The organism is Paenibacillus sp. FSL H3-0333, from assembly GCF_038002805.1.
Taxonomy (GTDB): domain Bacteria; phylum Bacillota; class Bacilli; order Paenibacillales; family Paenibacillaceae; genus Paenibacillus_AQ; species Paenibacillus_AQ silagei.
Map to the genome: position 1 here is coordinate 4,985,248 of NZ_JBBODG010000001.1, position 22,070 is coordinate 5,007,317.

22 protein-coding genes are annotated in these 22,070 nt (G+C 53.7%); 7 read left to right on the forward strand and 15 right to left on the reverse strand.

The window, feature by feature from the left end; all coding sequences use genetic code 11:
• The first annotated feature begins 33 nt into the window (after positions 1–33).
• From MHH78_RS22355 to MHH78_RS22365, 3 genes are read left to right on the forward strand one after another with little or no spacing between them, the layout of a single operon-like run.
• A complete protein-coding gene (locus MHH78_RS22355) occupies positions 34–948 on the forward strand; it encodes a helix-turn-helix transcriptional regulator (protein ID WP_341168847.1) in 915 nt (304 codons plus the stop codon).
• The gene (locus tag MHH78_RS22360; protein WP_341168848.1) at positions 945–1,952 is read left to right on the forward strand and encodes a hypothetical protein; all 1,008 of its coding nucleotides are present in this window, start codon (positions 945–947) and stop codon (positions 1,950–1,952) included. The genes MHH78_RS22355 and MHH78_RS22360 overlap by 4 nt, the downstream gene beginning before the upstream one ends.
• Entirely contained in the window at positions 1,949–2,950 is a 1,002-nt protein-coding gene (locus MHH78_RS22365) for a hypothetical protein (RefSeq protein WP_341168849.1), read from the forward strand. The genes MHH78_RS22360 and MHH78_RS22365 overlap by 4 nt, the downstream gene beginning before the upstream one ends.
• Positions 2,951–2,965: 15 nt before the next feature.
• On the opposite strand, the gene MHH78_RS22370 is transcribed toward MHH78_RS22365, so the two are convergent.
• From MHH78_RS22370 to MHH78_RS22400, 7 genes are all read right to left on the reverse strand, one after another.
• On the reverse strand, positions 2,966–4,777 hold the full coding sequence (locus tag MHH78_RS22370; protein ID WP_341168850.1) for an LTA synthase family protein: 1,812 nt from the start codon (positions 4,775–4,777) through the stop codon (positions 2,966–2,968).
• 367 nt (positions 4,778–5,144) lie between these two features.
• A complete protein-coding gene (locus MHH78_RS22375) occupies positions 5,145–6,137 on the reverse strand; it encodes an aldose 1-epimerase (protein ID WP_339257444.1) in 993 nt (330 codons plus the stop codon).
• 82 nt (positions 6,138–6,219) lie between these two features.
• Positions 6,220–6,942: an MgtC/SapB family protein gene (locus MHH78_RS22380; RefSeq protein WP_076074900.1), complete on the reverse strand. Its 723-nt coding sequence runs from the start codon at positions 6,940–6,942 to the stop codon at positions 6,220–6,222.
• Positions 6,943–7,182: 240 nt separating this feature from the next.
• Positions 7,183–7,974, reverse strand: a complete 792-nt coding sequence (locus tag MHH78_RS22385; protein ID WP_341168851.1) for an SDR family oxidoreductase — start codon at positions 7,972–7,974, stop codon at positions 7,183–7,185.
• A gap of 179 nt (positions 7,975–8,153) precedes the next feature.
• Positions 8,154–8,948 (reverse strand): ABC transporter ATP-binding protein, encoded by a 795-nt coding sequence (locus MHH78_RS22390; protein WP_076074433.1) that lies wholly within the window; start codon positions 8,946–8,948, stop codon positions 8,154–8,156.
• On the reverse strand, positions 8,935–9,864 hold the full coding sequence (locus MHH78_RS22395; RefSeq protein ID WP_341168852.1) for an ABC transporter permease: 930 nt from the start codon (positions 9,862–9,864) through the stop codon (positions 8,935–8,937). Before MHH78_RS22395 ends, MHH78_RS22390 begins: the two co-directional genes overlap by 14 nt.
• A 70-nt stretch (positions 9,865–9,934) precedes the next feature.
• Positions 9,935–11,011, reverse strand: coding sequence for an ABC transporter substrate-binding protein (locus MHH78_RS22400; RefSeq protein ID WP_339256065.1), 1,077 nt, complete (start codon positions 11,009–11,011; stop codon positions 9,935–9,937).
• Between the two features lie 326 nt (positions 11,012–11,337).
• Here MHH78_RS22400 and MHH78_RS22405 point away from each other — a divergent pair, with 326 nt between their 5' ends.
• Positions 11,338–12,273 (forward strand): C40 family peptidase, encoded by a 936-nt coding sequence (locus tag MHH78_RS22405; RefSeq protein WP_340826929.1) that lies wholly within the window; start codon positions 11,338–11,340, stop codon positions 12,271–12,273.
• A gap of 149 nt (positions 12,274–12,422) precedes the next feature.
• Here MHH78_RS22405 and MHH78_RS22410 read toward each other — a convergent pair whose 3' ends face one another.
• On the reverse strand, positions 12,423–12,758 hold the full coding sequence (locus tag MHH78_RS22410; protein WP_143803512.1) for a DUF2500 family protein: 336 nt from the start codon (positions 12,756–12,758) through the stop codon (positions 12,423–12,425).
• Positions 12,759–13,022: 264 nt separating this feature from the next.
• Here MHH78_RS22410 and MHH78_RS22415 point away from each other — a divergent pair, with 264 nt between their 5' ends.
• Both MHH78_RS22415 and MHH78_RS22420 read left to right on the forward strand, forming a co-directional pair.
• Entirely contained in the window at positions 13,023–13,397 is a 375-nt protein-coding gene (locus MHH78_RS22415; RefSeq protein WP_341168853.1) for a hypothetical protein, read from the forward strand.
• Positions 13,398–13,458: 61 nt separating this feature from the next.
• Entirely contained in the window at positions 13,459–14,331 is an 873-nt protein-coding gene (locus MHH78_RS22420; RefSeq protein ID WP_341168854.1) for a YitT family protein, read from the forward strand.
• Between the two features lie 114 nt (positions 14,332–14,445).
• Here MHH78_RS22420 and MHH78_RS22425 read toward each other — a convergent pair whose 3' ends face one another.
• The 4 genes from MHH78_RS22425 to MHH78_RS22440 form a co-directional block, all read right to left on the reverse strand.
• Entirely contained in the window at positions 14,446–14,733 is a 288-nt protein-coding gene (locus tag MHH78_RS22425; RefSeq protein WP_076074422.1) for a stage VI sporulation protein F, read from the reverse strand.
• A gap of 66 nt (positions 14,734–14,799) precedes the next feature.
• A complete protein-coding gene (gene recG / locus MHH78_RS22430) occupies positions 14,800–16,851 on the reverse strand; it encodes an ATP-dependent DNA helicase RecG (protein ID WP_340941316.1) in 2,052 nt (683 codons plus the stop codon).
• A gap of 15 nt (positions 16,852–16,866) precedes the next feature.
• A complete protein-coding gene (locus MHH78_RS22435; protein WP_036729383.1) occupies positions 16,867–17,727 on the reverse strand; it encodes a DegV family protein in 861 nt (286 codons plus the stop codon).
• 70 nt (positions 17,728–17,797) lie between these two features.
• Positions 17,798–19,582, reverse strand: coding sequence for a DAK2 domain-containing protein (locus MHH78_RS22440; RefSeq protein WP_341168855.1), 1,785 nt, complete (start codon positions 19,580–19,582; stop codon positions 17,798–17,800).
• A 191-nt stretch (positions 19,583–19,773) separates the two neighbouring features.
• On the opposite strand from MHH78_RS22440, the gene rpmB reads away from it, so the two are divergent.
• Entirely contained in the window at positions 19,774–19,962 is a 189-nt protein-coding gene (rpmB, locus tag MHH78_RS22445) for a 50S ribosomal protein L28 (RefSeq protein ID WP_076074411.1), read from the forward strand.
• 173 nt (positions 19,963–20,135) lie between these two features.
• On the opposite strand, the gene spoVM is transcribed toward rpmB, so the two are convergent.
• From spoVM to rsgA, 3 genes are all read right to left on the reverse strand, one after another.
• Positions 20,136–20,216, reverse strand: coding sequence for a stage V sporulation protein SpoVM (gene spoVM / locus MHH78_RS22450; protein WP_020431362.1), 81 nt, complete (start codon positions 20,214–20,216; stop codon positions 20,136–20,138).
• A 213-nt stretch (positions 20,217–20,429) separates the two neighbouring features.
• Positions 20,430–21,101 (reverse strand): ribulose-phosphate 3-epimerase, encoded by a 672-nt coding sequence (rpe, locus tag MHH78_RS22455; protein ID WP_341168856.1) that lies wholly within the window; start codon positions 21,099–21,101, stop codon positions 20,430–20,432.
• 4 nt (positions 21,102–21,105) lie between these two features.
• On the reverse strand, positions 21,106–22,011 hold the full coding sequence (gene rsgA, locus MHH78_RS22460; protein WP_036729391.1) for a ribosome small subunit-dependent GTPase A: 906 nt from the start codon (positions 22,009–22,011) through the stop codon (positions 21,106–21,108).
• Positions 22,012–22,070: the final 59 nt, after the last annotated feature.

The window sequence follows — 22,070 nt, forward strand, 5'->3', positions numbered from 1 at the left end:
TACTGGAGGCTGACAGAAAGGAGCGGGAGCAGCATGAGCCATATTCACCGGATTCAGTGGTTTGACCAGCAGGTCCGCCAGCTTACTTATCCGAACAGCAGCAAGCTGGCGGAGCAGTTCGAGATTTCCAGGCGCCAGGCCCAGCGGGATATTGAATACCTGGCGGAATCGCTGCGGGCCCCGCTCCGCTATGTAGCGAAACAGCGCGGATATATCTATGAGGACAACAGCTTCGTGCTCCCACATCTGTACATTACGGACGAGGAGCAGCGGGTGCTGAAATATCTGGCTTACCGGTATAGTCACTATGATTATGAGAACGCCCAGACCATCCGCAAGGTGGGCGGTCTGCTGGAGCGGTTCACGGCGCAGCCGCTTGCGGACAGGGAGCTTAAGCTGCCTGTATTTGAAGTGAATCCCCACCGACTGCAGGTCATGGAGATGCTGGAGCAGGCTATCCAGGCCCGCAGGGTGGTCCATGTTCTCTACCGGAACGGGCAGGATCCCCCGCAGGAGCTGTATCTCTGTCCCCTACAGCTAAGCCGGCGGATTGAAGATGATTATCTCGTGGCCGCTGTGGAAGGAGACGGGCGGAGTGAGTATTACAACCTGTCGGGCATCCGTGAGCTAACACTGACCAGCAGGGTTTTCATAGCCGGGGAGAACGGTCCTGCAGCTCCAGCCGGGCAGGCCAGACCCTTGAAGCCGTTCACGGCAAGAATCCGGTTACCCGGAATACCCCGGGAGCCGTCTTGGGGAGGTTACCAGCTTCGCGCCGCTAACAAGGATATCTACGAAGTTGATTTTTATGATACCAGCGCGTTCATTGCACATCTGCTCCACTCGGAGTGGAGTGCCCTCCTGGCCCCCAAATGGCTGAAGGAGAAGCTCCGCAGCATCTGTGAGACAGTAGTGAGCCGCCTGGATGAACAGGAGAATGAACAGTGAGCAAACGAACAGGTGTAATCCTTGACGTCCGGATGCAGCGTGAATCGAAATCCTTTACCGATGCGCTCTATGCCGTACTGACTGCCGCCGGGTTATTCGAGGGTCCAAAATTCATGCTCTCCGGGCTAAGCGGCATGGCCTTCAAATTCACCGTACACGAGAAGCTCCTCCCCATGTCCGTTACGGCTTATGGACAGTGGGGCACAGAGCATCGCCGGGCTGTCGACAACCTCGGGATCTTCTTGGTGGATGACGGCGGGAGAACCAGACATGATTCCTTTCGGGCGTATCAACGGATCGCTATTGACTGTGTCAAGCAGAGTCTGGACCGCGGTCTGGCCTGCCTCTACTGGATACCGGAATTCGGAGTGATTCATGGTTATGATGAGGATGACCGGGTGTTCTATGTACAGGATGGCTGGTCCGGTGAGACACAATATGTGCTGTATGATAACTTCGGCCTTAACTTCACGCCCTTCTGGGACTGTATGTATGTCGGAGAGCGGGTGATGATTCCGTTGCAGGATACTGTACTTGAATCACTTCGGCTTGCGCTGGAGGATTGGGAGACTCCTCATAAAACACTTCCTGACTTAAGCCTCGGTTCAGGCCGCCTGGCCTACAGCTTCCTGATCCGGGCGCTTCAGCAGGGCGGATTCGACAGCTACGGCGCTATTTACATCCTTGAATCGTACATGACTTCACGGATCGAGATCTCCGCTTATCTGCAGGAGGTTCAGTCCGTATTGCCGGGGTTGGAGGAGGTTCAGCACTTGTATGCTGAGCTGGTGGAGGGGCTGAGGGGACCGCTCGCGGCTGCAATCTCTGAGAAGAACAGCGGCAAGCTGCTAATGCAAGTTCAGCTTCCCTCCCTCTGCTCTGCTTTGAAGAAGGCCTTGGAGCTGGAGGAACGGGCGATGCAGCAGGTTACAAAAATTTCTGGGCAGTACCCGGACCGGAAGCGGTCCACACTGCCCAGATGGGGGGCGCACACCGCACGATGAATGAACATCATAATAAGCACGCTTCAGCCGCTGCGGATCAGCCGCGTGTGCCTCTCGCTTCTTCTTTTGCAGATGCGATGCACCAGGTCCTGTCGGCCAAAGGCTGGTTCACACTCTCCAAGCCCATGCTGGCCGGAATGACGGCCTTATGTTTCCGTCTGTCGGTACACAGGCAGCTTCACCCGGATTCTGCTACAACATATAACTGGGCGGCTGAACATTGCGTAGCAGCAGATCTGATTGGTATTATCGCCATGCAGGGTGCAGGCTTTAACTTCAGCCCTACCTTCCCTCTCTATCAGAAGCAGGCTATTTCAGAAATCCGCAGATCACTTGAGCAAGGCACCGGTGTGGTCTGCTGGAAGGACCGTTTCATAGTGATTACCCGCTGTGATGATGAACGGCAGCTTTTCTATTACACAGAGAATGCTTCTGCCGCAGAGCTGGAGCTGCCTTACGAGCAATTCGGAAGGAATGAATCGCCATATTGGTATGGCCAAATCTATGAAGGCCAGATCCGCAAGGATATCGTTCAGGTGCTCAGAGAGTCCTTCATCCAGGCGGTGTATAAGGCAGAGGTTCATGATCTGATGCTGCCGGAATCGCAATATGCCTGCGGCCTGCGGGCCTATGATGCTATGCTGGAAGCCTTGGCGGACAACACCTATGATGCTGCCGGAGCTTATGAGACACTGCTCTTCTATGCAGGGTTGAAGCAGGACACTGCAGCCTACGCAAGAGAAGCCAGCCAGTATTGGCCCGAAGTTGAAGGCGTTGCAGAGCATTATGCAGCTCTAGCTGCTGTCTATAATCAAATAACGCACACTCTATGCAAGCAGACTGTACAAGCTCCAGAGGGTCCTTGTTCGCTGGATGCCCAATCTCTGCTTCCACTCCTCCGTGAAGCACAGCGTATCGAGACCGCAGCGATCCAGTCCATCCGCATACTGCTCCGTGAGCCGATCGAGAACCGCTTCCATGATGTGGGGCTGCGCTAAGCCACGGCGGAGTGCTCAGAACATCAGAGACTCCGCGTATTTCTCCCCTTCGAGCAGATCATATTCGACTAGACGGTAGTCAGCCATCAGCGCCTGCTGCTCAGGGGTCAGCTCCTTCAGAATTCCGGTATCGCCAGGCCCGATTAGCACCTTCTTGCTAAGTCCCGGAATTTCAGCCCGTACCTGCTCCAGCAGCTTATAAAAGGCCGGCATAGTCTGCCCGGATAACCGGAAGACCGCAGGGCCGAGAAAAGCCGGGCTAAGCGTCCCGAGCGGCTCCTTCCCGATCTCAAAGTTAGCGAGTACCAACAGCTTCGTCTCATGCTTCAGCCTTGGCTCCTGATCCCAGCCTGCTGCGGTATAGATCCCGGCGCTGAGCGCAGGCAGATGATCTCCCCAGAACACCGCGATAGTGGGCCGCTTGATCTTCAGCAGCTCCTGCTGGAGATCAGCCATGGCCTCGTCTGTCAGCTTGGTATCCTGCACATAAGTCTCCAGCTCATCCTTCTGCTCCGGCAGTCCGCCTTGGACGGTGATGGTGTTCGGTCCGTTCACGCCTTTGACGAATGGAAAATGATTCTGCATCGTCACCAGATGCAGGAATGCCGGGCCTGATGCCTCTTGAAGCTGCCGGACCGCCTCCTGTACAGCTGCTTTATCCGAGACATACCCCTCTGGAGTCAGGCGGTCAGCGTCCGGCAGATCCTTCTCACTTGTGAAGCGGTCGAACCCCAGCACCGGATAGACACGGTTCCGGTTATAGAAGGTCTCATCGAACGGATGCAACGCCAGTGCCTCATACCCTCTGTCCTTCAGAATACTGACGATCGACGGCAGGGAGGACATTTTGACGATGCGCTGTTGATAAGGAATCGTTCCATCCCCCAGAAAATACATCGACAGCCCGGTCAGGGCCTCGAACTCCACATTAGCCGTATTGCCGCCGAATTCCGGGGACAGCAAATAACCGGACGGCGTCTGCCCCGCCACCCCATGGATGAACTTCAGCGGATCTTCGCTAAGCGTATATCCGGGCAGGCGCGTAGGGTCGAAGAACGCCTCATTCATCATAAACAGAATGTTCGGCTGCTCCCCTGGCGCGGCCTGTGCCGGCGCCTCCGGCAATGCCGAATACTTGGCAGCTACCGCCTCAACCGCTTCGCGGGTGTAGCCCTCCGGCTTGTCCATCAGACTCTGCCGCAGATTCCCGGCGAACGCATAGACGAACCCGTTCTGCGTATAATTCACCTTCTGATTCCAGAAGATGTTCTGATAGCTCATTGCTGCAACCACAGGAGATTGACCGGTGACCAGCACTAGAAACCATGTGCTTAGCCCCACAGAGATCCCCGCCAGCGTCACGCGCAAGGACAGTCTGATCCTGTTCTTCGGCAGCTTAATAATCACAAGGACCAGACCGGCAACCAGCAGAACAGCGGTCCCTATAGCAAACGGAGAGATCATCCCGCTGGTAATCTTGCTCATGCCTTCGGCATTCTTCAGCAGCATCAGATCCCACGGAAACAGCGGTTCGCCTCTCGTAGCCAGCTTCTGATCACTGGCAATCCCCAGCAGCACGAACAGCGCCGAGACCACCGCCGGCCCCGCATACGCATTCGGTACAATCACTGAGCTTAAGAGCAGGATGAAGAAAATAAACAGACTTCCGGTACAATACAGCCAAGGATAAGCGCCAACCCACTTTAGCGCATGAAGCACATCCATCCGAAAAGAAGCAGCCTGCAAAAACAAATTCAGCCCAAATCCTATAGCCAGTAAAATGATCAACAAATACAACAAACGCTTCGATGGCAATATCCGAGACAAGTTCATTCACTCCTAACTATTAAAGGAGTAGTATACGCCTTTTAGCTTAAAACCGCCTTAAAATTCAGTAGCCAAATGGGCACAAAACTACAAAAAAGAGCAGCATCCAAACATCAGACGCTGCTCTTTTCTCTTTTCTTTTCTATTCTCATCCCAGCGGGATAGACTGAATTTGTAATATACACTCAGGGTGAAGTGGCGGAAGAGAAGTTTGAACTGGAGGAGCGATAGCGTTCGCCTTTAGGTTTGTATTTCTACTGCGAACAGCAGTTTAAATCAGGAAATACAAACCTAACAGCGGCCGGAAGTCAAACCTTCTTTGCAGCCACGGATAACCCCTGAGAGGGTTTTATCGCTTCAAAACCCCCTACTTCACGTATATCCGGCTGCTCTCCTCCCAATATTCCCCAGGCTCCAGCCCGAACAAGCCGATGTCATCAGCAGGCAGATCCACCTTCGGCGCATTCACCAGGTTGATCTGCGGCTCAGGACAGAAGAAGCCTTCGGTCGCGCCGTTGTTCCAGATCATCCATTGCTTATACGAGGTACCCACATCATACACCAGCGTAACTCCGGCCTTGCGGTCGGTAAGCTCCATCCGGTTCCGTCCATTCTGGGCAGCTGCGGTGTAGTGGTTGTCCATAGACGCGTAGAACGGATACAATCCTTCGCCGCGCAGAGCTACCTCATCAGCAGTCAGCTCCTGGAATTTGCCGGTTGGCAGCATCCGCTCGTTAAGCTCCCAGCGTTCGCCGATCGTTAGCTTAACACGGTAATCCTGCGCGCTGCTGCCTGGGGCGAACGGAGCATTAATAGCGGTATGGAACGCCAGCAGGCAAGGCATCAGCACATCGCCGTCATTGTGGACCAGCAGCTGCTGGGACAGGCCGCCTTCACCGAGCGTGTAGCGCAGCTTGATCGTATATTTGAACGGCAAATACTGATAGGACGGATGGTTCTCATCCACCTTGATCGCTACAGTGACGAAGCTTTCGCTTGTGCCGGTGCCGAATTCCTCTACCTCCCATGCTGCTGTATGTAGGAAGCCGTGCAGATGATTGCCGGTTTTGGCTTCATTGACAGGCAAATGATAGGTCTGTCCATTCCACGGGAACTCTCCATCCTCATAACGGTTCGGCGGAAATAGTACAGGAATACCGTGAATGCCCGGGTTCGCCTTGAACGCTTCCATCTCTTCCGCGCCAGGCTCATGCAAGAAACGGTAACCGCTCTCAGTATCCCGGAAGCAGATCAGATTCCCGCCGATGCCCGGCAGAATAGCCGCTTCATAACGGCCGGCCTTCAGCCAGACAGCCGCTTCGCCCTCATAGTGTCCTTCAAATGCTGTAATCGGTGTCATTACATTAATCTCCTTCCATATGATCAAAATGACTCTCTCATAGATAGAGTACCACATCTGCCGGAATGGCAACATGCCATTTTTACAGCTGCTCCACTTCGACACTCATGACATGCTCGATTTTTTTCACATCATAATAGATTTCCGTAGCATAATCCTTGTCTGGCGCAGAAACGACCATGTCGATCATCTGCCTGCCATCCTCGAGATCCTTGATCTTCATCCGCCGGATCGTCCGGCCGGTTTTGCGTGTTTTGCGCTGTTCGGTAATGACATGCCGCTGCTCAATCTTCTGAATCACATCCGTCAGAATATAATTCGGTTCCATAATGATTTTGATGGAGATTTCGTGCTTGTTCAGCACTTCAGGTCCGATGGCTTTGATAAGCAGAGGCACAGCGTTAACCGCAAACATAAGCAGGATAACCGCATAACCCGCCTCTACATAAAAGCCTGCGCCAACTGCAATTCCGATACCGGATGCCGTCCAGATCAGCGCGGCCGAGGTTAAGCCGGAGATCGCATCTCCGCCTCTGCGCAGAATAACACCCGCTCCCAAAAAACCGATACCGCTGACAATCTGCGCCGCCAGACGCATCGGGTCCATATTGGGATGATCCGTTCCGCCGAATTTGTCATACGCATGAATAGATACCAGGGTTACCAGACAGCTGGCGATACTGATGACCATACTGGTCCGGATTCCCAGCGGTTTCTGTTTCAATTGGCGGTCAATGCCGATGAACAGCCCGAACAGCATGGCCACAAGCAGCTTGATGATTGATTCCATATGCAGCAGGTCCATATTCATAATTTATTTTCCTCCTTCCTCGCCCGTCATGGCACATAGAATCAGTATACCTGAAATGCGCTGCAACTTTTACTGAAATTTTCTGCTGCCCGGTCAAAACAAGAAACGGACGCCTATCCCCGCTAACCGGGAGCTTCAGGCAGTACTGCCTAAGGCTCCGGCAAGGAACATCGTCCGCTTCAGAGAAGACTTCACTTATCCCATCATATGAGCAATGAGTGACTTATAGAAGGATTAGCCGTGCAGGAGGGATTCCGCTCCGTCACAGTAGATTTCCGTACCCGTGATATGATCCGAATCCTCAGAAGCCAGGAACAGCGCCAGCTTAGCCACCTGATCCGGACGCCCCGGCCCCTTCTCCAGCGGCTGCCCGCCATCCGGGAATTCCACTTCAATCTGCACTTCCTTAAGATCATCCGAAGGATAGGTATTATCATCTATATTCGTGGTAATTGCTCCCGGACAGATAGCGTTTACACGAATCTTGTACTGGGCCAGCTCAAGCGCAGCCATTTTCATAAAAGCCACCTGCCCCGCCTTGGTCGTACTATATGCGGAGAACCCGACATTGGAGAATACCCGGTTGCCGTTGATCGAGCTATTGATCAGAATGCTCCCGCCCTTCTCCTTGAGATGAGGGATCGCATACTTGACAGTGGCGAAGGTGCCCCGCAGATTAATCTGAATCGTCTGATCCCAGGACTCGATGTCCATCGTCTCAATCGGTGTCATGGCCCCGTTAATCCCGGCATTGGCGAAGACCACATCCAGCTGTCCCCACTTCTCGATAACCTGCTTCATAGCATGCTCCACCTGCGGCGGATCAGCGATATCGCATTCAAACACTGCAGCTTCCCCGCCCTCCTGCGTGATCTGAGCGGCCACCTTCTCCGCATTCTCCACCGTACGGTCCAGAAGTGCCACCTTGGCTCCGCTTCTGGCGAACTCCAGCACAGATGCCCGGCCGATGCCCGAGCCGCCTCCTGTAACAATCGCTACCTTGCCTTCCAGTTTCTTCGCAGTCATATGTCCAGTCGCCTCCATTTGGTGTTTGATGTTCAAGTTATGTTCTTTCCCTTAACTTTACCTCTCATACCCGGAAGTGAATCGGACCAGGGACACCTGAAAATGACAAAAAGCTCGATCCGCTACCGGATCAACCGGCTGCAGATCAAGCTATAACGCTAAAGACTGATGATCCCTAATCAGCCCAGCATCATCCGGTCGTCAGCCAGCTTATGGCCGCTGATCGCTTCGAATTCGCCAAGCAGACGCTCTACCGTCAGATCCTTTTTGCGCGTCTCATCGAAATCGAGGATGATCGAGCCTTTGTCCATCATGATGAGCCGGTTGCCCAGGCGGATCGCCTGATCCATGTTATGGGTAACCATCAGCGTAGTCAGCTTCATCTCACGGACAATGGATTCCGTAAGGGTGGTGATCAGTTCGGCGCGCGAAGGATCAAGCGCAGCTGTATGCTCATCCAGCAGCAGAATCTGCGGCTGGGTGAAGGTCGCCATCAGCAGGCTCAACGCCTGCCGCTCGCCTCCTGAGAGCAGCCCCACCTTGGCGCGCAGCCGGTCCTCGAGGCCGATGCCCAGGCGGCTGAGCTGTTCGCGGAACAGCGTACGTCTGTGCGCATTGACACCCAAGGACAGCCCGCGGGGTTTGCCCCGCTTGTAGGCCATGGCCAGGTTCTCCTCAATCGTCATATGCGGCGCTGTCCCGGCCATAGGGTCCTGGAAGACCCGGCCGATCCAGCGTGCGCGCTGGTATTCCGCCAGATGGCTGATCGAGCTGCCTTCAATGCGCGCTTCCCCCAGATCGGGCTTCATCACGCCTGAGATAATATTCATCAGTGTAGATTTGCCGGCACCGTTACTGCCGATAATCGTTACGAAATCGCCCGCGTTCAGTTCAAGATCGATCCCCAGCAGCGCGACCTTCTCATCCGGCGAGCCGGGGTTGAACAGCTTACATACATTGTCAAGCTTCAACATTGGCGGCCCCTCCTCTCTGCTTACTGCGCTGAGCCAGCTCAGCAAGCTCTGCCGTCCGTCTGCGGGCCGTGCTCTTCTGCTTCACATACCGCTGAACCGACGGGAAGACGAGGGCAATAATGACGATAATTGCGGTGATCAGCTTGAGATCGGAAGGCTTGAGCCAAGACACCCGGAGTGCCAGAGCGACAACGATCCGGTACACGATGGAGCCGAGCAGCACAGCCAGTGTCGCCCGGAAGACGTTCTTCGCACCGAAGATCGCTTCCCCGATAATCACCGACGCAAGCCCGATGACAATCATACCGATCCCCATCGACGCATCGGCGAAGGAAGAATACTGGGCGATCAGTGCGCCTGAGAGCGCCACCAGCCCGTTCGACAGGCTGATCCCCAGAATGGTTGTTGTATCCGTGTTCACTCCGAAGCTGCGGATCATCCGCGAGTTGTCACCGGTGGCCCGCAGGGCCAGTCCCAGATCGGTACGCAGGAACAGATCCATCAGGATTTTGACCAGTACAACGATAAACGGCATGACCAGCAGAGGATTGATGGAGCTGAATAAAGTATCCTCCCCCATCAAGGAGACATTCGGCTTCACTAGGATCCGCAGATTGATCGAATAGAGGGCAATCATCATCAGAATGCCGGACAACAGCCCGTTGATTTTCCCTTTGGTATGGAGCAGTCCGGTACACATCCCTGCCGCCATTCCGCCGAGCAGCGCACATAAGGTCGCCAGCAGCGGAGAATACCCGTGACCGATCATCACTGCGGCAATTGCGCCGCCTGTTGTGAAGCTTCCATCCACTGTCAGATCGGGAAAATCAAGAATACGGAAGGTAATATACACCCCAAGTGCCATGAATGCGTAGAGCAGGCCCATTTCCAGAGCCCCGATTAATGAATTATACATTGCTGACTTCCTCCCTCAAGCGGCAAAGGGCGCCCAGCTCGGACGCACCCTCTTTATGAAACTCTGTAGGTTATTGAATAATATTATTGCCCGGATCAGCCACTTCAGCCTTCATAGCATCCGTTACTTCAATTCCCTGTGCTGCCGCCGCCTTGAGATTAAGGACCAAGTCCAGCTTCTCCTGCATCGTTACCTTCATATCACCGGGACTTTTTCCGTTCTTAAGCACTTCAACCGCCATTTGGCCGACCTGATAGCCATGATCATAGTATTTGAAGCCCACTGTAGCAAAAGCACCCTTCTCCACCGTATCACGGTCTGCCGAGAAGAACGGAAGCTTGTTGTCGTTAGCCGTCTGGATAATCGCGTCTACGCCGCTGACAACGGAGTTATCGAGTGTAATATACAGCGCATCCACGCGCCCTACAAGCGATTCCGCAGCCTGCTTCACTTCCGAAGTATTGGTAATCGCCGCCTTCACCAGCTCGATCCCGTGCTTGTCCAGCTCACCCTTGGCGATATCTGCCATAACTACAGCATTGGGCTCTCCTTCATTAATGACCAGGCCCAGCTTCTTCACCTTGGGGAACTGCGTGGCAATGAAGTTCATCAGGCGGGTAATCGACTCCGGATTGGTATCCGATGCGCCTGACACATTACCTCCGGGATGCTCCAGATCACTGACAATCTTGGCATCGAGAGGGTCGGTCACCGCAGCGAACAGAATCGGAGTGTCCTTCACATTCTGTACGACAGCCTGAGCCGAAGGTGTAGCGATCCCCAGCACCAGATCGTTCTTGTCGCCGGCAATCTTCTGGGCAATGGACAGGTTGTTGGCCTGATCCGCCTGAGCGTTCTGAAGATCCACCTTCAGATTCTCCCCTTCAACAATCCCCGCATCCTTCAGTGCGGCCAGGAATCCCTCACGGGTAGCGTCCAATGACGGATGCTCCACATATTGCGAGATGGCAATCTTGTAGGACTTGGCATCGCCGGAGCCTGCATTTGAGGCTGGAGCTTCTGTTGCTGCGGCCGGGGCATTCCCGGTGCCCGCGTCATTCTTCACTGCTGCATTATTGTTCCCGCAACCGGCAGCTACGAGCATCAAGGCCATACTTAGCCCCATCCAAATCTTCTTAGTCTTCATCAGATTACCCCTCTTCTTGTACGGGTTCAGCGCGAGAACCTAGGCTAGCGGTCCAGCATTATCGCTTTCATCTTTAAAAGCATTAAAGCGAAGGCCCGCACCCTGTCCCCATCTGCTCCCCGAATCTATTAAACATATATTATATGTAGGTTGATTTCCCGTCAATCATTTAAGTGAGGTCCATATTTTACAAAATACGCACAATGAGTGTCTCCTCGCTTCAACAATCTGCGGTTTCTCTTGACATTGTTTGCTAAGGCCTGCAGCACATAAAAATAGCGGTCCTGCACAAACTTACCTTAAAGTTTGAAGATGGAGCGTGCCCCATGCCAATAATCAATCTGCGTACCAGTAAAATTTTATTATCCTCCGCCATCCTAGCTACCGCCATTGCCGGAACAACCGCCTGCAGCTACACCAGCAAGGACAGCACTCCCAAGGTTAACTCGCTGACGCCAACCGGAACGTTCGCAGGCAGCTATTATGAGAAGAATTCTTTTACCGACAAGGAAGGCAAGTATTGGATTCCGCTCAAACCGGCTGTCGCCTCTATCGGCTTCCGGATGAAGGATGACACGGCAAGCGGCGGATACACCAAGCTCGGCTATAGTGATGTCATGTATATGCTGCGGCCGGATTCCAGCCAGGTGTTCTCATTGGGCCAGAAAATCACCCTTCCCGATGTCCCCGTCCGCCGCGAAGGTCAAATCTATATCACCCCCACCGCCTTGTCCAAGCTGCTGCAGACTGAGGTCGGCTGGAATCCCGTTACTGGCGAGATCAATATCGCGACTCCTTCCGACAGGGAGAATACAGAGGACTCCGCCAAGGTGGAGGCTGCGAAGCCGCTGCGGATTCAGAGTGTATCGAATGTGGACACTGGCGAGCTGGTCTCTTATGCCAAAAAATTTCTCGGTGTACCTTATGATTTCGGTGCCGGACCGTATGAAGAGACTAAGCGCTTCGACTGCTCGTCCTTTACACGCCATGTCTTTCAGAAATTCGGGGTGGATCTGCCCCGGCTGGCCAAAGATCAGGACAATATCGGCAGACGGGTATCGCGCAGCTCGCTGGAGCCCGGCGATCTGATCTTCTTCACCGTACCCGGACGTTTCGAGAGCGACGCGGTTCCCGGTCATGTCGGTATCTACATCGGCGGCGGGAATTTCATTCACACCTGGGGTGACCCCGGCGTGCAGATCAGTGAGCTGGACAGCGGATACTGGAGCAACGTAATTCTGCACATGCAGCGCGTGCTCTAGAACAGGACACAATAAATGCAAGGCAGCTTGCCCGGGCTCGCTCACTTAGCGACCGGTCCGCTTCCTTGCATTTTTTTTGCTGCAAATAAATGCTATTCCAAAGGTTACTCCCGGCTCTTCATGGAGAGATTCTCCGTTCGCTTCAACAATCACCCGCTATCCCTCTGCATCCCTGCCCGCACGAACCCTTTGAACCGGCTGCCCTGGTACGACAGCTCCCCCCGGTCCCCCTCTACAATCATGGCATACGCCCTCGGCTTCACTTCAAGCTCTCTGCGGCTGCCATTATGGAATTCAAAGGTCACATAATAACTCGTATGCGTCCCCATATACCCTCTTCCGCCCCAGACCTCTGTCCGTTTGGCAACAGCCGTAACTACCCTTGATTGCAGAGGGCTGGTCTGGTTCGTCGTCCAGGTCTTAAGTCCTCTCCAAATCGTGTAAGCAACAAAGCCCGCAATCAGCAGCAGAATGAGCTTTAACAAGAATGGCCCCTCCGTGAAAAATCCGCTCCGGCTGCTGGCCGTTGCCGGATACAAACCGTTAAATACGCCTGCATTATGCAAATTAACCGCTCCTTCCGAACATTTTTTCACAAAAAGTTCAATTTACTAGAGAATACGCAGCGTAGCAGCTCCGGTTTCGTTATTCCGCAGTCGCAGGCCTTGAAATAATAGCGTATTATATTTGGTCCTGCTAAGATCCTATGATATGCTTTAACTACGATGTACAAAAAAGGGGGTGTTCTCATGAGGAGAGATTGGACGCGTCTGACGCTGCTGAATCTGCTGAAGGCTGTGTTCCTTCCGGTGCTGCTGCTGATTTTTCTGATCACGGCCCTCCAGATGCTGCATGAACAAGAGCCTGAGATGCATTCTGTAAGACCGGACCGCTATGAGCATAAGCTGGCCCAGCCAGTGCGCGTGCATCATACGCAGATTTATGACACCCAGGCCGTCCGGCTTGCTCCCCGTGAGAACCCGCTGACGCTGGAGTCCGGACCTCCCGGGCTGCTGCTCTGTGTATCTCTGCTCCCCTTCATTTACATTCTGCTGAAGCGGCTGCTGCTGATTCCGCTGAAATATAATTCACATTTCGTAGGAGTACGGCTGTACGCTGAATGAAGCTGCAAGCGCCGTAATCCGCAACACAAATTCCGGTTTCCTGCTGAAAGGAGGAAATCTTATGAAAGTCAGATATAGAAACGCTGCACCCTTACGTTATTCCAAGACCTTGCGTCTGCTGTCCACTGTAGGCGGAGGATTACTTGCAGCCGTGGGTCTGGAGCTATTCCTCATGCCGCATAAGCTGCTTCCGGGCGGCATTGCCGGATTATCCGCCCTGCTGTCCCATGTGACAGAAATGCGGCTTGGATTATTCCTTTTTCTGTTTAACCTTCCGTTTATTCTGATGTCGCGCAGGCAGATTAATCTCCGCTTTGCCTTGTATACGATGCTCGGCCTGATCTGTCTGACGGCAGGGTCTCTGGCACTGCACCATTTCCCGGCGGCAATCAGTGAGCCGCTGCCCGCGGCTATTGCCGGGGGACTATGTCTCGGGTTCGGCCTGGGCATCTCTGTACGCTTCGGTGGGCTGACCGCAGGAAGCGAGAAGCAGAGCGTACGGCTGCTGAACGGAGGGCCGCCCAAATCGGCTGAGATGCCGATCATGCTGTTCAACATGCTCATCCTGCTCTACGGCGGATCATTATTCGGCTGGGATCAGGCGATGTACAGTATCATTGCATATCTGCTTGCCTTTGAAGCGCTGCGGTTCTCCTTAAGGGACCTCTCGCTCACGCAGGCGGTGTTCATTACCAGCAGCAAATGCGAGGAGATCCGCCGCAAGCTCCAGCAGACACTGGACCGCGAGGTGAAGCTCGTAAGATCCACAGGACCGGAGGGCGAGCCTGGTACGGTCTTCTGCCTGGCAAGCAGGCTGGAGGAAGAACAGCTCGCCTCTATCGTGCATGACTGTGATCAGGACAGCAAGATTGTGATCAATGCCGCGCGGAACAACCGCATCTCAGCGCTTTTCCGCAATAAGCCGCCGGGCTAAGCCGAATAGCCTTCAAGGGTGGCGAAGAACAAGTAAAAAGCGTTCCCGTATGTTACTTACGGGAACGCTTTTTGGATTACAAGCCTATCGGAGATTCCAGAAGCCCGCTATTTGTCAGCGGAACATCCCCCATAAGCGGATTAAGTGAAACGTATTGTTCGGATCAATCTTTTGGGCAATGACGAATTTCACAATTTGTTCTTCCTGTGCAGATGTCAGCTTCTCATGCATCACAGACGATGCATTACGAACCAGCTTGCGCACAACGGCTGTATCCTGCAGCTCCTGTTTGGAGATACCGGTAATCATATTCTTGACGCGTTCCTTGACCGCCGGATTCTTCATCTTCAGCTTGATGCGATCCACCAGCTGGGGACTGATTCCATATTGCTGATAACCCAAGTACAGCACCTCCTGTCATATCCAATCATTCACAGTATATGAGGGCAGGTGCCCGGATGTGCCTGTTCAGTCAATTAAATCCCCCTGGAAAATTTGTTCCTGCTGTAAATACCCGCGCAGCGGCGCAACATCTGCCGAGGTCCAGAATGAAGCCTCCCGCAGCAGCTCAGCGGCATCATCGCGCGCCTGCTCAAGCGTCTCGAAGTCAGCAGTCATATCCGCCAGACGGAATTCCGGCAGGCCGCTCTGCTTCGTCCCGAAGAAATCCCCCGGTCCCCGCAGCTCCAGATCCCGCCGTGATACCTCGAACCCGTCATCCGTATCTGTCATCGCGGTCATCCGTTCACGACCGATCTCCGACTTCGGATCAGCCATCAGCACACAGTAGGAAGCATGCTCCCCTCTGCCCACCCGGCCGCGCAGCTGATGCAGCTGAGACAGCCCGAAGCGGTCAGCGTCCATGATGATCATCAGCGTAGCATTCGGGACATCGACACCGACCTCTACGACCGTTGTAGACACCAGAAGCTGCAGTTCGTTACTGTAGAAGTTCCGCATGACTTCATCCTTCTCAGACGGCGTCATTCTCCCGTGAAGCAAGCCCACCTTATAATCCGGAAAAGCCTGCGACATCTGCACATGCAGATCAATCGCATTCTGCACATCCAGCTTCTCCGACTCCTCAATCAGCGGACAGATCAGGTAAGCTTGCCTCCCCTGCCCGATCTCGCGGCTGATCAGGTTCATCACCCGCTCCATCAGATCCGGCTTCACCCAGTAGGTGGTGATCGGCACACGCCCCTTCGGCCGTTCGGACAGCGTAGACACATCCATATCGCCAAAGACGGTGATCGCCAGCGTCCTCGGAATCGGAGTAGCGGTCATCGTCAGCACATCCGGGTTGTACCCCTTGCGCCGCAGAACACTGCGCTGGTTCACCCCGAAGCGGTGCTGCTCATCCGTAACCACAAGCCCCAGGCTGCGGAAGAAGACATCCTCCTGAATCAGGGCATGGGTTCCGACAACCACATCCAGCATACCCATCTGTAGAGAGGCCAGCAGGTCCTTCCGTTTGCGGCCGGATACGCTCCCAGTCAGCAAGCCCACGGTGATGCCGAACGGTTCAAACATCCTCGTAAGCGAGCGCATATGCTGCTCTGCCAGGATTTCAGTCGGCACCATCAGTGCACCCTGAAATCCGGATCTTACAGTCGCGTAGAGCGCTATGGCCGCGAGTACAGTTTTGCCGGAGCCCACATCGCCTTGAAGCAGCCTGTTCATGCAATACCCTGAACGCATATCCTGCAGAATCTCCAGCTCCACATGCTTCTGGGCATCGGTCAGCTCAAACGGCAGGCTGCGCACGAATTGCCTTACTGTTGCATTGTCCACCGTATGAACTACACCATCCATCCGGCCACGGTTCAGCACGCGGAAGGCTTGTACCTTGAGCTGGAACAGAAACAGCTCCTCATACACCATCCGGCGCCTTCCCTGCTGGCCCTCGCGCGTATCCTCCGGCTGATGGATCGTGGCAATGGCCCGCTTGCGTGACATGAAGTCATATTTGCGCATAATGCTGTGCGGCAGAATCTCCGGGATCAGGTCCCCGTACTGCTGCAGAGCCTGGCCAATAATTCGGCGAATCCAGGACTGTGTAATCTTGCCCCCGATCGAGTATACCGGTTGCAGTGTTCCTGTCTTGCCTTCGCCCCGGTCCGGGAATTCATAGTTGGTCACCGTGATCTGATTCCGCTTCTGGTCCCACTTCCCCGTCAGAACCACTTCACGGCCGACCGTCAGTTGTTCACGCGCATAATGCTGGTTGAACCACGTAGCAGTGAACATCCACGGCTCTGCCACCATCTTGCAGCTCATGCGGGACTTGCCCCCGAAGCGCTGGAGCACCGGAATACCGATGACCTTGGCTACCACGGTTGCCTTATCGCCGTGCTTGACCTCACTGAGAGATTTCGGACGGAAATCCTCATACCGGAAAGGGTAATACTCCAGCAAGTCCTTCACTGTAAAGACGCCAAAGGCGTGAAGCTCACTTTGCTTTTGAGCGCTCACGCCAGTTATTTGTTTCACTTCAATTGAATCCAAAGTAAGCACCATGTTCATCCCCTATACTTAGGCGGGCCAGATGAATACGGCTAAGGTTCCGTTCCCGACATGGCTGCCCACGACAGGGCCGACATTGGTCAGAACCTTCTCTTTCAAGGTGAAATGTCCGGCTAATTCCCGCAGGAACTCTTCGCCGGAAGCCGGTTCAGCTGTATGACCCACGGCCACATGTATTGTATTCACACCCGGCAGATCTGCCTTGAACAGCTCGATCATGCGGGCGACTGCCTTCTTACGTCCCCTGACCTTCTCTACCGCATAGATAATGCCTTCCGCATCAATGGACAGGATCGGCTTGATATTGAGCAGCGTACCCAGGATGGCCGATGCCTTGCCGATTCTCCCGCCCTTTTGCAGATATTCCAATGTATCCACAAGGAAATACAGCTTGCGGGATTGGCGCAGACTCTCCACCTTCGCCAGAATCTCCGCAGGAGCATGCCCCTGCTCCGCCAGCCGGGCGGCTTCCACGACCATGAACCCGAAGCCGTAGGAGGCGGAGAGGCTATCTACCACGGTGATAGCTTCTCCCTCCTCTTCCAGCATGGATTTGGCCATGACAGCAGACTGGTAGGTGCCGCTTAAGCCGGAGGAGATGTGGAAGGACAAGATTGAGCTGCCCGGATGCTGCTCCTGTATACGGCGGTACACATTCATATATTCTACAGGAGACGGCTGCGAAGTGGTCGGCAATTGCGGCGAGCGGGGAAGACGCTCGTAGAACTGTTCCGGAGTCATATCCACATTATCCCGGAATGCCTCTTCGCCGAACATCAGCGTCAGCGGAACGACTTCAATGCCGTACTGCTCCGCCAGAGCAGGCGGGATATCGGATGTGCTGTCGGTAACGATTACGGTACGATTCATAATGTTCCTCCCCATACTATGATTTGGCTGCTCCACTCTGCTTGATTAGGGCACTTAAGAGTAAGAGATTCTACGGCTCAACTGAGAAAAGATAATAGTACAGCGGCTGGCCGCCTTCATGAATCTCTACCTCAACCTGCGGGTACGTCTCTTCCAGCCAGCTGCCGAGGGCATCCGTAATATCCGCCTCGGTGTCTGCACCGGTCAGCACAGTAACGATCTCGTCACCATTCACCAGCATGCTTGACAGCAGTTGCTTGCTGACCGTAAGCAAATCATCGGCAGCTGCAACAATCTTGGAGCTCTCGATGCCGATATACTGACCGGATTTGATCTCCAGATTCTCCATCACAGTATCCCGTACAGCATTGGTAATCTGTCCGGATTTGACCTGGGCAATCGCCTCCAGCATATTGCTGGTGTTGGTATCAACCGCATCCTCTTCCTGGAAGGCAAAAGCAGCCGAGATCCCCTGGGGGATACTCTTGCTTGGAATCACTGTAATCTCACGTTCGCCCTCCAGCAGATCCTTGGCCTGCTGCGCAGCCAGGACGATATTAGAGTTATTCGGCAGAATGTAGATATGCTTCGCTGAAATGGAAGAGATCGCATTCACGAAATCCTCTGTGCTGGGATTCATCGTCTGGCCCCCGGCCAGGATCGCATCGACACCCAGACTGCGGAAGATATCCGAGATTCCGTCTCCCGAGGAGACCGCAATGAAGCCGTACGGCGCCAAATCATCCGCAGGAGGAACCGCCGGCGCCTGCACGCTGGCCTTCTCTTCCGGAATATCGGCGAAGACATCCGGCATCGGTGCGATGTCCATACCGGCAGTCAACAGATCGCGGTGCTGCTCACGCATGTTAAGAATGTGAATCTGGGTAATCTCCCCGTGGACGAGCGCCAGGTTAAGCACCTCTCCGGGAGTCTTGGAATGCACATGCACCTTGATTGTCTCATCATCCGAGATGACGATGATTGAATCCCCGTTAACTGATAACGCTTTCCGAAAAGCTTCCTCATCAAAATCCGCTTTCACGGATGCGCCAAGCTGACGGTTAATGAAAAATTCCATATCATATAAAAATTCAATGTCTTCCGTATGGAGCTGTGATTGCGCGGAAGATTGTACGGAGGACAACGCATGCTCAGGTTTGGTTAACACCGGCGCCGGCACAGATACAGGGACCGCAGCTTGTCCTTGCACAGGAGTCTGTACAGGTGCTGAGACTGCTCCGCTGGTCAGATGCTGGTGGAAACCTTCATAGATGTAGACCAGACCCTGGCCACCCGAATCCACCACGCCCACCTGCTTCAGCACAGGCAGCAGCTCAGGTGTATGCGCCAAGGCTTCCTTGGCTTTGGCAAGGACTTCGGTCATCAGCTCGATAATATCCGTTGTGCGGCGTGCATAATACACTGCATGTCTTGCAGCTTCCTTGGCAACCGTAAGAATGGTGCCTTCAACCGGCTTCACCACTGCCTTATAGGCGGTATCTACCCCGGTCTGCAGTGCTGCAGCGAACTGCTGTGTGTTAAGCTCATCATATTGGGCCGCATAACGTCCAAGACCTCTGAACAGCTGTGACAAAATAACGCCGGAGTTCCCCCGCGCGCCCATCAATAGTCCCTTCGACAGCACTCCCGCACATTGACCGACAGAGGCTGTGTTGTTTCTCTTCAATTCGTTCGCGCCTGCGGTCATGGTCAGATTCATGTTCGTGCCCGTATCGCCATCCGGCACCGGAAACACATTCAATGAATTGACATGCTCGGCATGCTGCTGCAGCATTTCCGCACCGGCTAGTACCATTGCGGTAAAATCTGTCCCGTTTATAGAACGCTTACTCAATGAGAATTCCCCTTCCTAACTTCATGCCTAATCAATTCGATGATCAACTGGACATAATGCACTAATTTATATTGTACTATAAGAGTCTGCAGAAATAAATGTTTTTGAATCGGTTGACGAAGCAATTTTTGCTGTGATATGATATTCAAGTATTGTTTTACGCAGGTGTAAGTAACAAGGAGGTGTAATCTATGTCCCGCACATGTACAGTAACAGGCAAGAAACCGGGCAGCGGTAACCACGTGTCTCACGCTAACAACCGCAACCGTCGCTCTTGGGGAGTTAACGTTCAGAAGGTTCGTATCTTGGTGAACGGCAAACCGAAACGCGTGTACGTCAGCACCCGTGCTTTGAAATCCGGTAAAGTTGAACGCGTCTAGTTTCCGATCATTACCGGGCCTGGCGATATCTCATACCAAGTAGAAACGGACATGCCGTTCTTACACAGACGGTATCCGTTTCAGCGAGAATAGAAGAGATATTATATTTGTAGCAAAAAGCACCCTTTACATTCGTAAGGTGCTTTTTTTCATATTTACTTGTCTTCTTTAACCTAACTCTTCTGAAACGTGTTCAAAATCGCTTTAACAAAACCTCCCAAAAATCTTGGCAGCTTGAACGTATAAAATTTCATAGTTAACCCTCCCATCAATTCATGCCGTGCAGTAGGAGACTATCCTGTCTAGATGAAAAATATACCATCGATTGCAGACCTCCGCAAAAAAGGCTACATGAGATTTCTGCTCATGTAACCATATTTATGCGACCACAACTTGGCCTATACCTTCCGTATGCGAATGCAGCAGATTGAGGGTCAATTCGTTCAATAGTAAATGCGCGTTATCACCTATTGCCGGACAGCGCTGTCCGCCGCCTCTCGAATGGCCTTGATCGCTCCTGCGCGGTCACTGCGGCCGAACACTGCATTACCTGCCACAAGCACATCCGCCCCTGCTTCAGCTACAAGCGGTGCCGTAGCTTCGGCTACTCCGCCGTCTACCTCGATAAGCAGACCCTTGTGACGGATCTCTTCAGCCCACTCCCGGAGCTGCGTAATCTTATGCAGTGTGCGCGGAATGAAGGCCTGCCCGCCGAAGCCCGGATTGACGGTCATCACAAGCACCATATCCACATCCTCCAGGACCTCACGCACCGCAGCAGCCGGCGTAGCCGGATTAATGGCCACCCCTGCCATCAGGCCGAGCTCCTTGATCTGATGGATTACACGATGCAGATGCACGCAGGCTTCGGCGTGTACCGTAATCACAGAAGCGCCCGCTGCCGCAAAATCAGCGATATAGCGTTCCGGGTTCTCAATCATTAAATGTACATCTAGAGGTAAAGAAGTATGGGATCTCACCGCGGACACAATCGCGGGACCCAGCGTAATATTCGGCACAAAATGTCCGTCCATCACATCTACATGAATCCAGTCCGCACCGCTGGCTTCCGCTTCGGCCACCTCTGCGCCAAGCGCTGCGAAATCTGCTGACAATATGGAAGGAGCAATTTTTACCATAAGTTTAGTACCTCCGCTTTTTATCTTTCATTTCATTAAAGAACAGCTTGTAATGCTCGTAACGGCTATCTGCAATATCCCCGGACTTCCAGGCTTCTATCACCTTGCAGCCCGGTTCGTGCAGATGGCTGCAGCCGCGGAATTTGCAGTTCTCCGCATAAGAGGCGAACTCCCGGAAGCACACGGACAGCTCATCCACTCCCAGCTCCAGGAAATCCAGCTGGCTGAAGCCCGGAGTGTCGGCCACAAATCCTCCATTACCTATATCCATCAGCTCTACATGGCGTGTGGTGTGCCGTCCGCGCCCGAGACGGAGGCTAATCTCTCCTGTCTCCAGCGCCAGGCCCGGTACAAGGCGGTTGAGCAGTGTGGACTTCCCAACGCCCGATTGTCCCGAGAAGACGCTGATGATACCGGCCAGACGCTGACGCAGCTCATCCGCACCTGATCCGTTCAGCGAGCTTGTGACCATGACCTCGTAACCAATCTGCTCATATAGAGCTTTGACGGCTTCCGTAGCCTGCCCTTCATCATCGGCCAGATCCTGCTTCGTGAGCACAATCAGTGTCTCCAGGCCGGAATGCTCGATATGAACCAGGAACTTGTCCAGCAGATTAAGATTCATATCCGGCTCCCGCACGGAGAACAGCAGCACCGCGAGCTTCACGTTAGCCACCTGCGGACGGATCAGCTCCGATTCACGGGGAAGCAGCTCATCTACCATGCCCTCTCCGTTCTCGGTCAGCACATAGATTACCCGGTCACCGACCAGCGGCGCAATCCCTTTCTTCTTCAGAATGCCGCGCCCCCGGCACTGTACCGCCTCTTCCTCAGTTACAATCTGTTCATCCTTGAGCGGCTTAACATAGTAATATCCGCTTAACGCTTTGATTATGATTCCTTCAGGCATACATGCTGAGCCTTCCTCTCCTGATATTTACGCAAATGACCCAAGTGTGTAAAACCCCG